This is a genomic window from Pseudoalteromonas rhizosphaerae (genome assembly GCF_028885455.1).
Lineage (GTDB): Bacteria > Pseudomonadota > Gammaproteobacteria > Enterobacterales > Alteromonadaceae > Pseudoalteromonas > Pseudoalteromonas rhizosphaerae.
The window spans coordinates 4,983,872-4,996,824 of the sequence record NZ_CP118496.1 but is presented as its reverse complement, the minus strand read 5'-3'; the positions used below and the strand labels follow the sequence as shown (position 1 = coordinate 4,996,824).

The window sequence follows — 12,953 nt, the reverse complement described above, 5'->3', positions numbered from 1 at the left end:
TGAACGGCAGCCATTTTTGATAACTACAGTGAGTTTAAAATCATTTTCGTGTTGCATGGGTAATTAGTAAAAATTCCGTCGACACCAAAACTCAGCATTAACTCAATATCTTCTTGTTTATCAACCGTGTATGCATAAACTTGTAAGCCGCGTTGTTTGGCATCCGCGACAAACTCATGGTTAATAAAGTTTTTATCAACATGAATACTAAACGCCTGTAAGCGCTGGGCAAATTCGGCATAGTTGATAGGAATGGAGCCCGTTAACGCGCCAATTTTTAGCCAAGGTAGTTTTTGTTTAAGCCACATTAATTGATGATGATCAAATGAAGAGACTAACAGCATATCCTGAGATAGTTTGTTATTAACGATATTTAACTCAATCAGCTCAACAAATTTATCCAACGAGAAAGTGTGTTTTAACTCAAGGTTTAAGAGCACTTTATTGGCTGTCCAATCAATAGTTTGCTGTAGGGTTGGGACAAATTCGCCATTGCCAGCATCAAAACATTGAATTTGCTCTCGGGTGAGTTTATTTATTTTGCCACGGCCGCTGGTGGTGCGATCTAGCCAAGTATCATGGATGATCATGTAATCATCCAAACAGCTTTGTACATCGACTTCAATACCATCGACTTCAATTTCGACTGCTGCGGTTATCGCACTCTGGGTATTTTCTGGATAAGTGCCACTGGCGCCGCGATGAGCAAAAACTTTTATCATAATGTGTGTTTCCGAGTAACTGACCATGTTTCGTAAAATGCTGCACTGATCACTAAAGCACCGCCAAGCAGGGTCTGTAGTGAAGGTTGTTCATGCAACAGCAAAAAAGCTAAAAATGTGCCGTATAAAGGCTGTAAACAAGAAATAAGTCCCGCTGTTGATGCTGATAAATACTGTAAACTTGCTGCAAATAAAGAGTGCGGAGTTGCAGTAAAAATTACGCCAGCGACGAGCAATAACCCTAGATCTTGGTTCGATATATTAATCACTGGTACTTCAATAAAAGCACATAATAACAAGCTAGCCACTAATGTTTGATAAAACATAGTTTGTGGCCCACCGTAGTGGCTAAAGTATCGCTTATGAACAATATTTCTAAATGCGAAAAAAAATGCTGAAATAACACCTGTTACCACGCCTAAGGTGACATCATTACCCATATCTGCATTTGGGGTCAGCAAATAGATCCCAGTTATTACTACACCTGCGCTGAGCAAATCGTTTACTTTGGGTTTACTACCATTAAAGAATGGTTCAATAAATACGGTGATCACAGGGTAGGTAAAAAATGCAATCATGCCAACCGCAATCCCAGCCATTTGCATACCAGCAAAGTAGGTGACCCAATGTATACCTACAGCAGCTCCTAACAACAAAGCAATTAAGTAATCTTTAGCACAGCTGAGTTTAATTGCTTTTTTTTGCCATAACAGCAATATCATAATAGCCAGACCCGCGATGGCTGCGCGGTACACGGTAATATCTAATGCGTTTAGATTTATTAATTTGGCAAATAGTGCTGTGCCACCAAAAAGTAATACCGCAATGTGTAAATAAACTAAACTTTGCTGTTGAGCCTGCATCTATGAACCTTTTTATTTTTTTAATACCAGCACTTTGCCTGTTATCAAAGAGCTTAGTGTCTAGGTGTTATGACTAGGTATTGTGTATCTTTATGTATGACAAAAGTCAGTTTTATTCATGACAATTTACACTACACTCACTCATCATTAAAAGGGATAGTTAAGTTATTAAAGGTAATAAACACCATAAATTTAATAACTAAGGAGTGATAAATTGATGAATATTGCAGCGTGGGTTAGTTTACTAATAGCAGGTATATTTGAGGTCGTGTGGGCGTTGTCTATGAAGCAATCCAATGGTTTCACTAAATTATGGCCAAGTGTGATTACTTTTTTAGCGATGTGGGTAAGTTTTGCATTTTTATCATTTGCTTTAAAGTCTTTACCTTTGGGTATTAGTTATGCTGTATGGGTAGGAATTGGTACTTTAGGAATAACGATTATGAGCTTTGTGTGGTTTAAAGAGCCATTATCTGCTTTTCAAATTGGTTGTATTATTTTGATTCTTATAGGTATTGTTGGTCTGAAAGTGCAAGGCAATTAAATTAAGGATGAGTATGCTACTTAATAAATTAACCCCAAAGACTAAAGCAAAATCCTTTTGGAGTTGGGGGCATTTACTTTTTTCGGTTTTTTATTTATTGCCTACCATTTTTAATTTTTCCCACTTAAGTACACTTAATATCAGTGCTACTTTAGGTTTTTATATAACATTTATTACACTGTATATTCAGGCTGTAAATAAAAAACAAGGGGAAGTAACGAAATTATTTATTGCGATGCTCTTAGTGTGTATTTTTGCAAGCTTTTTAACGACAGGTAGCTCTACATTATTTGGTTTTTCAGCTTTTATTGCCGGTTTTAGTTTTGCAAAATTATCTCGAGCGATGTCAGTTACAGGGGTCTTTATTGGTGTGGTGTTTAGTACTTATATTACAGATATTGATAACCCACAATATTTTTTAGGTGGCTCATTAATATTGAGTATTGCACTTTTTAGTTTTGGTGTCGCTACGCGTAAAGAGCATATTCATAAAATTCGTGAGCAAGAAAGTGCAAAACAATTAGAGCAATTAGCAGCTATTGCTGAGCGCGAGCGTATTGCTCGCGATTTACATGATATTCTAGGCCATTCTCTTTCATCTATTGCTTTAAAAGCAGAGCTTGCTAATAAATTAAATCAAGGTGAACGTTACACACAAGCAAATACTGAAATTGCCCAAGTTGCAGAGCTTGCAAGGCAGCTATTGAGTGATGTGAGAAGTGCTGTCAGTGATTTAAAACAGCTCAATCTTGCGAGTCAAATTTCACAATTAAAACAAAGGCTAATCGAGCAAGGTTTTGAGGCCGATTTTAACGTGAAGTTAAATGCGTTACCTGCGAAAGTAGAAGGCATAGCAAGTCTTATAATTAAGGAGGTTGTTACTAACTTACTACGCCATAGCAGCACCAAGAAATGTATAATTAGCATAACGCAAAATCAGCAGCAATTAATAATCAATGTGATTGATCATGCACCAGGCAGCTCAATAAAACCTGGAAATGGCTTAAATGGCATTAAAGAACGAGCAGAGCAGCTAGATGGTAAGGCTACATTTACCTGTGAGGATAACTTTAGTTTAAATGTGATACTGCCTTTAACAGCGAAGGGTTTCTGATGATCAAGGTGTATTTAGTAGAAGATCAGGGGCTTGTGCGCGACGCAATCGCAGCATTATTAAGTCTAGATTTTAATATTGAGGTAATTGGTCAAGCAAGTAACGGGCAAGATGCATTAACAGCCATAAACATGCTAGACAGTAACTCTCTTCCTGATATTATTTTAACCGATATCGAAATGCCTAGCATGAACGGCATCGAACTCAGTGAGCAAATTGCATCAAAATACCCTGCTATAAAAATAGTTATTATGACCACCTTTTCGCGAGCGGGTTATATTAGGCGTTCTTTAAGTGCTGGCGTTAAGGGCTTTATTTTAAAAGAAGCCCCGAGCGATGAATTAATTAGCGCGCTTAAAAAAGTAATGCACGGGCAAAAGGTTATTGATCCTGAGCTTGCTATTAACGCATTAGATGATACTGATCCGCTGACAGATAAAGAACGAAAAGCATTACAACTCGCAAGTGAAGGGTTGAAAACAGCCGATATTGCCGCAAGGTTATACTTAAGCGAGGGCACGGTACGTAATTACTTATCAGACGCTATTGCTAAATTAAATGCCATAAACCGAGTAGATGCAGCGCGTATAGCCAAACAAAAAGGTTGGTTATAACGCCGTAATAAGCTGTTTAAAGCAAGTAAAAGCGCTTTCTTAAAAGTTTCATAGCTTTTGCCTGTCTCATTGATCGGTTATGGGTTAAAATAACATCATAACCAATTAACAAGATAGTGAATGTCAAACCAAGATCCTAATCTCAGTCGAGAACAAGAAAAGTACGAAAACCCTGTCCCAAGTCGTGAGTTTATACTTACTCATATAAAAGACCGTGCCAAGCCTGCTAATTTTCATCAATTATGTGAGGAGTTAGCGGTAAACGATGATGAGCGTCAAATTGCTTTTAAGCGTCGTTTACGTGCCATGGAGCGTGATGGTCAACTCTTCTTTAATAAATTTAAATGCTACGCCTTAATTGATGAAGCTGGGCTTGTTAAAGGCAAAGTAATCGGTCACCGTGACGGGTTTGGCTTTTTAGAAGTCGAAGGCGAAAGTAAAGACTGGTTTATTGCCAAGCATCAAATGAGTTCGGTGCTGCATGGCGACATAGTACTGGCTAAAGGCACCAAACGAGGCTCCGGCGGCAAGTGCGATGCGCGTATTATTAAAGTGCTGGCTGGCGAGCGAGCACCGATTGTTGGTCGCTATTTTGTTGAGCATGGCATAGCAGTGGTGGTGGCGGAAGATCCACGTATCACCCAAGATATTATTATTTTGCCGGGCAGTGAAAACGGCGCACGTCACAACCAAATGGTGCAAGTGCAAATTACCCAAAACCCTAACCGTAATATGAATGCGGTAGGGAAAATCATTGATGTACTGGGTGAGCATTTAGCCCCTGGTATGGAAATTGAAGTGGCACTGCGTAATCACGATATCCCGCATGTATGGCCAGAAGCGGTTGAAAAGCAGGTTGAACACTTAGGTGAGTTTGTCGAAGAAGGTGACAAGCAAAATCGAGTTGATTTACGTGATTTACCATTGGTTACGATTGATGGTGAAGATGCTCGCGATTTTGATGATGCGGTGTATTGTGAGCCTGTTGAATCGGGTGGTTGGCGGTTATGGGTAGCGATTGCTGATGTATCCCATTATGTCGCAATGAATACCCCACTTAATGCCGAGGCAATCGAACGTGGTAACTCAGTGTATTTCCCTGAGCAAGTTATTCCTATGCTGCCAAAAGTATTGTCCAATGGCTTGTGTTCATTAAATCCAAAAGTTGACCGTTTATGTATGGTCGCAGAAATGCTGGTATCGGCTGAAGGTAAATTATCAGGCTATCGTTTTTACGAAGCGGTGATGAATTCGCATGCGCGCTTAACCTACACCAAAGTAAACGCTATTTTACAAGGTGATGAGAAGTTACGTACTGAATACGCACCGGTCGTGCCACATTTAACTGATTTACAGCAAATGTATATGGCATTAAAAGCCGCCCGCCAAGAGCGCGGAGCGATTGAGTTTGAAACCCTTGAAACACGCTTTGTATTTAACGCTCAGCGTAAGATTGAATCAATAGTGCCGGTGCTGCGTAATGACGCCCACAAGCTGATTGAAGAATGTATGATTTTAGCCAATGTGTCTGCGGCTAAAATGCTTGAAAAACACGAAGCCAGCGCGCTTTATCGTGTTCATGCTGAACCAGATGGTGAAAAACTGGCTAACTTTAGACAGTTTTTATCAGAGTTGGGTATTGAATCAACACTCAGTGATGAGCCAACACCAAAAGAAATTACCCATGTGTTAGCCAAGCTTGGCGACCGCCCTGATGCTGAACTTATCCAAACTATGCTACTGCGTTCGATGAAGCAGGCAGTATATCAAGCTGAAAACATCGGTCACTTTGGTTTGTCATTAGGTGAATATGCACATTTCACCTCGCCAATTCGTCGTTACCCAGATTTAGTCGTACATCGTGCGATTAAAGGCATTTTGAAAGCCCAAGGTATGGTTACGTCGGGTGCGTATGTTTATAGTGACGAAGAAGTCGCGCAATTGGGCGAGCAGTGTTCGAATACGGAGCGTCGTGCAGATGACGCAACCCGTGAAGTAGCTGATTGGCTGAAATGTGAATACATGCAAGATCATGTGGGCGACGAATTTGAAGGAGTGATCTCATCGGTTACTAACTTTGGTTTGTTTATTCGCTTAGCTGATTTACAAATTGATGGCCTTATCCATGTCACTAATTTAGGCGATGAGTATTTTCAATATGATGGCGCTAAACATTGCTTGATTGGTGAGCATTCTCGTAAAGTTTATCGTTTAGGCGATAAAGTCACGGTTCAGGTGGCATCGGTAAGCTTAGATGAGCGTCGCATCAATTTAACGCTCAGTGGCGATGTTGCACAAGACAGATACGCGCGTCGTCGTGGTGATGCAAAAGGGCATCAGCCGGCAAGTGTTCGTTCGCAGCTAAAACGTGGCAAAATACCAGGTAAAAAAGCTGAGGCGAAAGAGCCTGGTGAACTTAGCGGTCGTTCTGAACAGGGAAAACCAAAGCCAAAAAAAAACAGTGCCAGTAGAGGTAAAAAGAAGCCTGCAGGAAAATCAGCGGATGCTGGCACTTCAACGACTGCAAAAAAACCAAAGAGAAAGGCCGTGAAAAAGCCGAAAAGACCAGGCAAAAATGCCCGTAAAAGTAAGAGTTCAGGAGCAAGTGATACGTGAGTAATGAATTAATTTTTGGCTTTCACTCTGTTGAAGCAATTTTCGCAAGTGAGCCTGAGCGTTTTATTGAAATTTATGCCCTAAAAGGACGTGATGATAAACGCTTATCTCCAATTATTGAAGAAGCGCGTAAATTTGGTATATCAGTGCAGTTTATGCAGCGTAAAGCGCTTGATAACAAATCAAAGGGTGAACAGCATCAAGGCATTATTGCTAATGTTATCGCAGCTCCTACTTTCAATGAAAAAGATTTAGATGCAATCATTGCGCGTGAAGAAACGCCATTTTTACTGGTTCTCGATGGCATAACAGATCCGCATAATTTAGGTGCTTGCTTACGTAGTGCAGACGCAGCCGGTGTTCACGCCATTATTGTGCCAAAAGATAAATCAGCAAAACTAAATGGCACAGCGCGTAAAGTTGCCTGTGGTGCAGCTGAGACAGTACCGCTGATCCAAGTGACTAACCTTGCGCGTACTTTACGTGAAATTAAAGATGCCGGTGTTTGGGTTGTTGGTACTGCTGGCGAAACCGATGTTCATGTATTTGATGCCAATCTAACTGGCCCTATGGCGATTGTTATGGGCGCTGAAGGTGAAGGTATGCGCCGCTTAACGCGCGAACATTGTGATGTGTTAGTTAAAATCCCAATGGCAGGCACTGTTTCAAGCTTAAACGTATCTGTAGCAACAGGTATTTGTTTATTTGAAGTACTGCGTCAGAGAAATACGACACAGCCATAAAAGAAAAGCTTTAAGCTTGTAGCCGTCAGTTTAGAGATAAAATTTGAAACCATGCTTGACTTAATAAGCATGGTTTTTCTTTTTGAGCGGATAGCTGATTTCTCAACTTACCACTTAAAGCTAAAAACCTACTTGCTTAATTTTCCGACTAAGCGTAAAATGCGCGCTCATTTCGGCCTATTTAATATTAATTCCTTGCCTTAAACCGACCGGCTGAAACGGTAGAAGGCTCTATTAACCGTAAGGAATATCCATGCGTCATTACGAAATCGTATTCATGGTTCACCCAGATCAGAGTGAGCAAGTTTCTGGTATGATCGAACGTTATACTGGTTCTATCACTGAAGCTGGTGGTGTTATCCACCGTCTTGAAGACTGGGGCCGCCGTCAACTGGCATACCCAATCAACAAGCTTCATAAAGCTCATTATGTTCTTATGAACGTTGAAGCACCTACTGAAGTAATCAGCGAGCTAGAAACTACTTTCCGCTACAACGATGCAGTGCTTCGTAACTTAGTTATGCGTACTAAAGACGCTGTAACTGAAGCATCTCCTCTTGTAAGAGAAGAGAAGAAAGAAGCACCAGCTGCTTAATTGTTTTGAGTCCAAGCATGGCACTTGATCAGCGATAATTTTAAGGTAAACCATATGGTCAGTCCTTTTATGAATCAGCTGGTTATTTCTGGGGTTGTTTGTAAAACACCTAAGTTTAGCCAAAGCCCTGCTGGTATCCCGCATTGTATTTTTGTTGTAGAACACAAATCAATGCAAATTGAAGCAGATCTTAACCGTAATAGTTATGTACGGCTTCAAGTGGTTGCTAGTGGTAAGCAAATGCAACAACAGACTCAACATTTGCACGTTGGGCAGGCATTGCAAGTGAGCGGTTTTTTAAATCGTCACGAAGGTCGTAACGGCCTTAGCCAATTGGTTTTGCATGCTCAGCATATAGAAAGAATTATTTGAGGAATTTATCTCATGGCACGTTATTTCAGACGTCGTAAGTTCTGCCGCTTTAAAGCGGAAGGCGTACAACAAATCGATTATAAAGATCTAGCTACTCTTAGAAACTATGTTACAGAAAGTGGCAAAATCGTACCTAGCCGTATTACAGGTACTAGCGCTAAATACCAGCGCCAGCTAGCAACTGCTATCAAGCGTGCTCGCTACTTAGCCCTTCTTCCATACACTGACTTACATAAGTAAGCAGCGGATTAACACGTTTTTAAAAGGTGTAGAAACATGCAAGTTATTCTACTAGATAAGATCGCTAACCTAGGTGGCCTAGGTGACCAGGTTGTAGTTAAATCTGGCTTCGCACGTAACTTCCTTTTCCCACAAGGTAAGGCAGTTCCTGCAACTAAAGCTAACGTTGAAACTTTTGACGCACGTCGTGCTGAGCTTGAAGCGAAAATCGCTGACCAGCTTGTTGCTGCACAAGCACGCGCTGATAAGCTTGAAGCATTAGCTGAAGTTACATTAGTATCTAAAGCCGGTGACGAAGGTAAGTTATTCGGTTCTATCGGTACTCGCGACATCGCTGACGCTATCTCAGCTGTTGGTGTTGAAGTTGCTAAGTCAGAAGTTCGTTTACCTCTAGGTACTATCCGTGAGACTGGCGAATTTGACGTATCAATCGCAGTTCATTCAGAAGTAACGGCTACTATCAAAGTAATCGTAATCGCTGAAGCTTAATTTCTAATTAAGCGAAAAAAGCCGTGCTGAAAAGCACGGCTTTTTTGTTTATTATTCTCACACATATCACTAGCTAGCATATCATTTCCCACATAAATATTGATTAAAGTCCCTTTTTTAGGTTTTTTATCTGGTATAGTTTGATTTAAAATAAAAACTAATTATTTATACCTATTAAAATGTAGCTGCATTGTAATTAGGTTACAGATTATTGACAGTGACAGCGTTGTCACTGTATATTGTTTGTGCACTGGGCATAGTGTTAAGGATGTTTAAATTGAAAGAGCAGATGATAAAAAATGCGAAGCTTTCTTCTGGTTTCACATTAATCGAGTTATTAATAGTCGTTGCCATTCTAGGCATATTATACAGTGTAGCTATGCCTTCATATATTGAGCATATGGAGCGTAGTCGCCGTGCCGATATTCAACAAGTAATGTTGCAACATGGTGCAGTATTAGAGCGTATTTATTCGCGTAATGGTGGTTATCCAAATGCTTTTGATACGGCAAAAAATACAGATTTTTATACTTTTACTTATACAGCGCTAAACCGCGTTAGTGGCGCTGCAGCTGATGCTAATTTTAAAAGTCGTGCTTTTACATTAACTGCAACCCCAAAAATCGGTTCTGCCCAAGCAGGAGATCGCTGTGGTGCATTAGTGATTAAGCATGATGGCACACAATCAGCTGATGCTAATAGTTGCTGGGAGTAACAATGACTAGAACAGCCGGTTTTACATTAGTGGAGTTGATGATTGTGGTTGGGATCGTTGCGATTATGGCGGTATTAGCGTTTCCTTCTTTTAGCCAGCAAATCATGCAAGATCGGGTTGTTACCACCGCAAATCAGCTCAATAGTGTGTATAAATATGCGCGCAGTGAGGCGGTAAAACGTAATCGTGAGATTAAGCTAGTGGTAAGTGGTGATAAATGGCAGGTAACAGCAGCTGTTAATGGTGTTGATACAGTATTAAAAGAATTCGTCATCCAACATCATGGTGTAACAGTTGGTTTAGTTGATCGTACCGTGTGGTCAAGTGGCGAAATCTCTGCGGCGAGCGAGATTTTAATTAAAGATGACAATGATAAAACGGTAGATTATTACTTGTGCATTTTAAAAAGCGGCCAAAATTGGTTAGCTGAAAAATCAGTGGCATGTGCATAATGATTAAACAAAGTGGCTTTTCATTATTAGAAGTGATGCTGTCAGTTGTTATCGCCGGTATTGCTTTATTAGGGTTGGCAGCAGCTCAGCTCAAATCGCTACAATATGCCACTAACAGTTTTAATTACACTGTATCGCTGGTGCAAGGGCAAAATACTTTAGAGCGTATTTGGCCTCGCTTGTGTGAGTTACAAACGACAAATCCAGCTTTATTCACGGATGCTAACTTTCGTGCCTCTTTAGACCCGCAAATCGATGATTATCAGCTGAGCTTACCTGTGGCGTATGCGCATGATATGCAAATCACAGTTTCATGGGCTGATGAGCGGATCAAGCAACAAGACCCTGCTCAATTAGAAAATCAAATTACCTTAAATGCTAGTTACCCTGAGCTACCAGTTGGGTGTATTTGATGATGGCAATTTATCGTCCGCGAGGTTATACCCTTGTAGAACTGATGGTGGCTCTAGCCGCTGGTTCATTCCTACTAGCTGGAGTTAGCCTTTCATACTCAGCTATTAAAGGCACTATTTCAGTTAGTAAAGAGCTTGAAAATGCGCAAGAAGTAATACGTTACACAAGTAAGGTTTTTACGCGTAGCATTAAACAAACACCAAGCGCACCTTTGGTTGCAGCAGATGGCTCGGCAATTACTGTTACTCAGCCAGCTGGGGTTATCACCTGTAATGGCAGTGTATCAACAGCTGATATAAATGAAGTTTATAGCCTAGTAGGCAATAATTTAATGTGTACATTAGGAGCAGCTCCAGCAGAGCGGTTATTGACGGGAGTCGCCCGGTTGAGTTTTGCAATTGATAATAACATTGTCACTATTAATGTTGGCCCAGATAATTTACCTGCGCAATTTGGAAACACTATTGCCATTGATATTGCGGTCTCTAATGTTATTTTAAACAATGCTTTTGGTGGTGTGTAATGGCTAAAAAACAAAGTGGTTTTACGCTTGTAACAGTACTTATCCTCACCAGTATGGCGAGTATTGTGGTACTTAATTCATTGCGTGAAAATATTATTCAAGAGCGTATGAGTGGCAATTTTCAAAAGAAAATAAATAGCCGTTTACTCGCTGAAAAAGGTGTTTTCGAAGAAGCTAAGTTATTACAGCAAGCTTTTTCAGATGATAAAACCTTAGATATCGATGGCTTGATCGCAGCGACAGGCACAGCATCAGGCCGCGGTTTGATTGGTGAAGATGCAACTTATAATGCCAGTATTAGTAAAAATGCTGCTGGAGAGCTGGAAATCATCAGCTTGGGTGAGCGTTATGGTGGTGATGCACAAAGTAATTTAGTCGCACGGTTTGGATTTACGCCAGGTAAAGGAGGCTCTGTTTTTGAGAACGCAATTGTGGGCTGTGAAGGGGTGTCACTCAGTGCCAGTGGTCGAATTGATAGCTATGACTCAAGTAAAGGGGATTACGATCCTGACAAGGCTGAGGCTGGCGCTGTCATAGGCACGGTTTATAAAGATAAGGATGTTACATTATCAGGTGCTTCAACTATTTGGGGGAGTGTTCATGCGACTGGCAGTATTACTTTTTCCGGCTCATCTCCAATCACAGGCACATTGCGTGCAAATAACCATATTACAATTGATTCGAATTTTACAGTATCGACTGATCCTGTTTTACCCGATGGTTTTCCACTTGATACAGCTGTAGGCGGAGATGTTTTATCGGCGGGAGGGGTTACCTGGAAGCAAGGAAAAATATTAGGCGTAGTTAGAGCAAATAAAGATCTTAACTTCCCTAATAACAGTGCGAGTACTGTGCTAGAAAATAGAAATAATGACGGCTTAGACGTTTTATATGGCGGCAAATTAAACGCAAAAGATTTAGCACCACACCTTGAACAAGGTGGTATTCCTTACTCAGATCCACGTTATAATGTATCACCAAATGTTGAGTTGGTACCTTTTCAAGATCCTGATAATTTTACAGCAGGGCAAACACAGTGCGATTCAATAAATATAACAACGGTTGTTGATGGTCTGGTTGATCCTAGCGCCGAAAATATTATTGTGAAACACGGTAGTTCAACACTAGTCTCTGATAAGCCAGAAACACGTGTTATCTACGAGTTAACGCCTGAGATAGCTCAGTCTAAGATTGAAAATCAAGGTGATTATGTATGGGAAAAGTGGTTAGGCGCACGTCCTGCGACACTTAATTATACGTTAAACACAATTGAGAACGTTGTTGATGTAAAAGTATTAAAAGCAGGTAACTTCTCATTAAATAATGGCATTTTAAAAGTCGCGGGTGGTGATGTAACCTTGATAGTAAATGGTCACTTCATGATGGAAGGCGCTTCAGAGATCCATATAGCACAAGGCAGCAGCTTAAGCCTTTATGTCAACGGTAAAGTAAAATTGAAAGCGTCTCCAGGGTCGATCACAATGAAGCATGGGTTAACCAAAACTGGTAAACCGGTATTTAGTATTTATTCCAGCAATGAACAAGCCAATGGTATTGATATTGATGCTGATGCTAATTTGTATGCAGCCATCTATGCGCCAAAGACTGATGTTAAAGTCGTCGCTAATGGTGGTTTCAGTGGCTCAATTCGGGGCAAAACGGTTTCAGCGTCTGGCAAAGGTGGTATTCACCATGATTCAAATCTAGCAAATATAAGTAGTGGTGGGGGCAGCGCGTCTGACGGCAAATTAGTTTTCCTTGGCTGGTCATATAAAGTACCGGAAAAAACCACTGAAGGGCCCGAAGAAGATCCCCCAGAAGCAACGTTATAAAACCACTTGATAAAACGGCTAGCTGATAAGTTAGCCGTTTTTTGTTAAAAATAATTTCATGTCATTTAAACCTTTTCACTTACATCTCACGTCTAACTATTCAAG

16 protein-coding genes are annotated in these 12,953 nt (G+C 40.6%); 14 read left to right on the top strand and 2 right to left on the bottom strand.

Annotated elements, in window-relative coordinates:
* Positions 1 to 23: 23 nt before the first annotated feature.
* Complete coding sequence (locus tag PVK79_RS21745) at positions 24 to 722, bottom strand: glycerophosphodiester phosphodiesterase (RefSeq protein ID WP_145236954.1); 699 nt, start codon at positions 720 to 722, stop codon at positions 24 to 26.
* Positions 719 to 1,585, bottom strand: coding sequence for a DMT family transporter (locus PVK79_RS21740; RefSeq protein WP_182731629.1), 867 nt, complete (start codon positions 1,583 to 1,585; stop codon positions 719 to 721). The genes PVK79_RS21745 and PVK79_RS21740 overlap by 4 nt, the downstream gene beginning before the upstream one ends.
* A 217-nt stretch (positions 1,586 to 1,802) precedes the next feature.
* On the opposite strand from PVK79_RS21740, the gene PVK79_RS21735 reads away from it, so the two are divergent.
* The 14 genes from PVK79_RS21735 (at position 1,803) to PVK79_RS21670 (ending at position 12,848) form a co-directional block, all read left to right on the top strand.
* Positions 1,803 to 2,129: a DMT family transporter gene (locus tag PVK79_RS21735; RefSeq protein ID WP_182731628.1), complete on the top strand. Its 327-nt coding sequence runs from the start codon at positions 1,803 to 1,805 to the stop codon at positions 2,127 to 2,129.
* A 13-nt stretch (positions 2,130 to 2,142) separates the two neighbouring features.
* Entirely contained in the window at positions 2,143 to 3,243 is a 1,101-nt protein-coding gene (locus tag PVK79_RS21730) for a sensor histidine kinase (RefSeq protein WP_425607868.1), read from the top strand.
* Positions 3,243 to 3,857, top strand: a complete 615-nt coding sequence (locus tag PVK79_RS21725; RefSeq protein WP_182718062.1) for a response regulator transcription factor — start codon at positions 3,243 to 3,245, stop codon at positions 3,855 to 3,857. The genes PVK79_RS21730 and PVK79_RS21725 overlap by 1 nt, the downstream gene beginning before the upstream one ends.
* A gap of 120 nt (positions 3,858 to 3,977) precedes the next feature.
* A complete protein-coding gene (rnr, locus tag PVK79_RS21720) occupies positions 3,978 to 6,473 on the top strand; it encodes a ribonuclease R (RefSeq protein ID WP_257324729.1) in 2,496 nt (831 codons plus the stop codon).
* Entirely contained in the window at positions 6,470 to 7,216 is a 747-nt protein-coding gene (gene rlmB / locus PVK79_RS21715) for a 23S rRNA (guanosine(2251)-2'-O)-methyltransferase RlmB (RefSeq protein WP_145236971.1), read from the top strand. Before rnr ends, rlmB begins: the two co-directional genes overlap by 4 nt.
* Before the next feature lie 253 nt (positions 7,217 to 7,469).
* Positions 7,470 to 7,811 (top strand): 30S ribosomal protein S6, encoded by a 342-nt coding sequence (rpsF, locus tag PVK79_RS21710; RefSeq protein ID WP_145236974.1) that lies wholly within the window; start codon positions 7,470 to 7,472, stop codon positions 7,809 to 7,811.
* A 54-nt stretch (positions 7,812 to 7,865) separates the two neighbouring features.
* Positions 7,866 to 8,183, top strand: coding sequence for a primosomal replication protein N (gene priB, locus PVK79_RS21705; RefSeq protein WP_182731625.1), 318 nt, complete (start codon positions 7,866 to 7,868; stop codon positions 8,181 to 8,183).
* A 12-nt stretch (positions 8,184 to 8,195) separates the two neighbouring features.
* Positions 8,196 to 8,423, top strand: a complete 228-nt coding sequence (gene rpsR, locus PVK79_RS21700) for a 30S ribosomal protein S18 (protein WP_002962753.1) — start codon at positions 8,196 to 8,198, stop codon at positions 8,421 to 8,423.
* Between the two features lie 36 nt (positions 8,424 to 8,459).
* Complete coding sequence (gene rplI, locus PVK79_RS21695) at positions 8,460 to 8,912, top strand: 50S ribosomal protein L9 (RefSeq protein ID WP_145236982.1); 453 nt, start codon at positions 8,460 to 8,462, stop codon at positions 8,910 to 8,912.
* A 277-nt stretch (positions 8,913 to 9,189) separates the two neighbouring features.
* A complete protein-coding gene (locus PVK79_RS21690) occupies positions 9,190 to 9,627 on the top strand; it encodes a type IV pilin protein (RefSeq protein ID WP_310736427.1) in 438 nt (145 codons plus the stop codon).
* A 2-nt stretch (positions 9,628 to 9,629) separates the two neighbouring features.
* Complete coding sequence (locus PVK79_RS21685; protein ID WP_257324707.1) at positions 9,630 to 10,079, top strand: GspH/FimT family pseudopilin; 450 nt, start codon at positions 9,630 to 9,632, stop codon at positions 10,077 to 10,079.
* Positions 10,079 to 10,492, top strand: a complete 414-nt coding sequence (locus PVK79_RS21680) for a type IV pilus modification PilV family protein (RefSeq protein WP_182778612.1) — start codon at positions 10,079 to 10,081, stop codon at positions 10,490 to 10,492. The genes PVK79_RS21685 and PVK79_RS21680 overlap by 1 nt, the downstream gene beginning before the upstream one ends.
* The gene (locus PVK79_RS21675) at positions 10,492 to 11,016 is read left to right on the top strand and encodes a PilW family protein (protein WP_182731622.1); all 525 of its coding nucleotides are present in this window, start codon (positions 10,492 to 10,494) and stop codon (positions 11,014 to 11,016) included. The genes PVK79_RS21680 and PVK79_RS21675 overlap by 1 nt, the downstream gene beginning before the upstream one ends.
* On the top strand, positions 11,016 to 12,848 hold the full coding sequence (locus PVK79_RS21670; RefSeq protein ID WP_182731621.1) for a pilus assembly PilX family protein: 1,833 nt from the start codon (positions 11,016 to 11,018) through the stop codon (positions 12,846 to 12,848). The genes PVK79_RS21675 and PVK79_RS21670 overlap by 1 nt, the downstream gene beginning before the upstream one ends.
* Positions 12,849 to 12,953 lie beyond the last annotated feature (105 nt).

Coding starts and splice junctions, on each gene's coding strand:
- PVK79_RS21730 (WP_425607868.1), top strand. CDS start 2,143: ATGCTACTTAATAAATTAACCCCAAAGACTAAAGCAAAATCCTTTTGG.
- PVK79_RS21745 (WP_145236954.1), bottom strand. CDS start 722: ATGATAAAAGTTTTTGCTCATCGCGGCGCCAGTGGCACTTATCCAGAA.
- rplI (WP_145236982.1), top strand. CDS start 8,460: ATGCAAGTTATTCTACTAGATAAGATCGCTAACCTAGGTGGCCTAGGT.
- PVK79_RS21735 (WP_182731628.1), top strand. CDS start 1,803: ATGAATATTGCAGCGTGGGTTAGTTTACTAATAGCAGGTATATTTGAG.
- PVK79_RS21685 (WP_257324707.1), top strand. CDS start 9,630: ATGACTAGAACAGCCGGTTTTACATTAGTGGAGTTGATGATTGTGGTT.
- PVK79_RS21670 (WP_182731621.1), top strand. CDS start 11,016: ATGGCTAAAAAACAAAGTGGTTTTACGCTTGTAACAGTACTTATCCTC.
- PVK79_RS21675 (WP_182731622.1), top strand. CDS start 10,492: ATGATGGCAATTTATCGTCCGCGAGGTTATACCCTTGTAGAACTGATG.
- priB (WP_182731625.1), top strand. CDS start 7,866: ATGGTCAGTCCTTTTATGAATCAGCTGGTTATTTCTGGGGTTGTTTGT.
- rpsR (WP_002962753.1), top strand. CDS start 8,196: ATGGCACGTTATTTCAGACGTCGTAAGTTCTGCCGCTTTAAAGCGGAA.
- PVK79_RS21680 (WP_182778612.1), top strand. CDS start 10,079: ATGATTAAACAAAGTGGCTTTTCATTATTAGAAGTGATGCTGTCAGTT.
- PVK79_RS21740 (WP_182731629.1), bottom strand. CDS start 1,585: ATGCAGGCTCAACAGCAAAGTTTAGTTTATTTACACATTGCGGTATTA.
- rpsF (WP_145236974.1), top strand. CDS start 7,470: ATGCGTCATTACGAAATCGTATTCATGGTTCACCCAGATCAGAGTGAG.
- PVK79_RS21725 (WP_182718062.1), top strand. CDS start 3,243: ATGATCAAGGTGTATTTAGTAGAAGATCAGGGGCTTGTGCGCGACGCA.
- rnr (WP_257324729.1), top strand. CDS start 3,978: ATGTCAAACCAAGATCCTAATCTCAGTCGAGAACAAGAAAAGTACGAA.